Origin of the sequence: Mesorhizobium sp. M1D.F.Ca.ET.231.01.1.1 (assembly GCF_003999155.2) — a bacterium.
Lineage (GTDB): Bacteria > Pseudomonadota > Alphaproteobacteria > Rhizobiales > Rhizobiaceae > Mesorhizobium.
Window position 1 is genome coordinate 1 of record NZ_RZOZ02000078.1, and the last position, 404, is coordinate 404.

1 pseudogene is annotated in these 404 nt (G+C 60.6%); it reads left to right on the forward strand.

The features are described from left to right. Nucleotides 1-404 (forward strand): annotated as a pseudogene (locus tag EN874_RS32360) (conjugal transfer protein TrbE); the annotation flags it as partial.

Consider the following 404-nt stretch of genomic DNA (forward strand, 5'->3'; position numbering starts at 1 on the left):
GTTCCGGACGTCGATCCGCGAGGTAGAGCAATATCTCGCGAATGTCGTCTCGATCCGTCGGATGGTGACGCGGGAAACCGAGTAGCGCGGCGGCCATCGCATCGCGCGGTATGAAGCGTTGTTCCATTTCATTCGCTTCTGCATTACCGGCGAGAACCATCCCGTCCGGTTGCCGGACATTCCGATGTATCTTGACTGGCTGGTCACGGCCGAGCTCCACCACGGCCTGACGCCAAAGGTGGAGAACCGCTTTCTCGGTGTCGTCGCGATCGACGGCCTGCCAGCCGAAAGCTGGCCCGGTATCCTGAATGCGCTGGATCTGATGCCGATCACCTATCGCTGGTCGAGCCGTTTCGTCTTTCTCGACGAGCAGGAAGCGCGTGCCAAGCTGGAGCGCACACGAA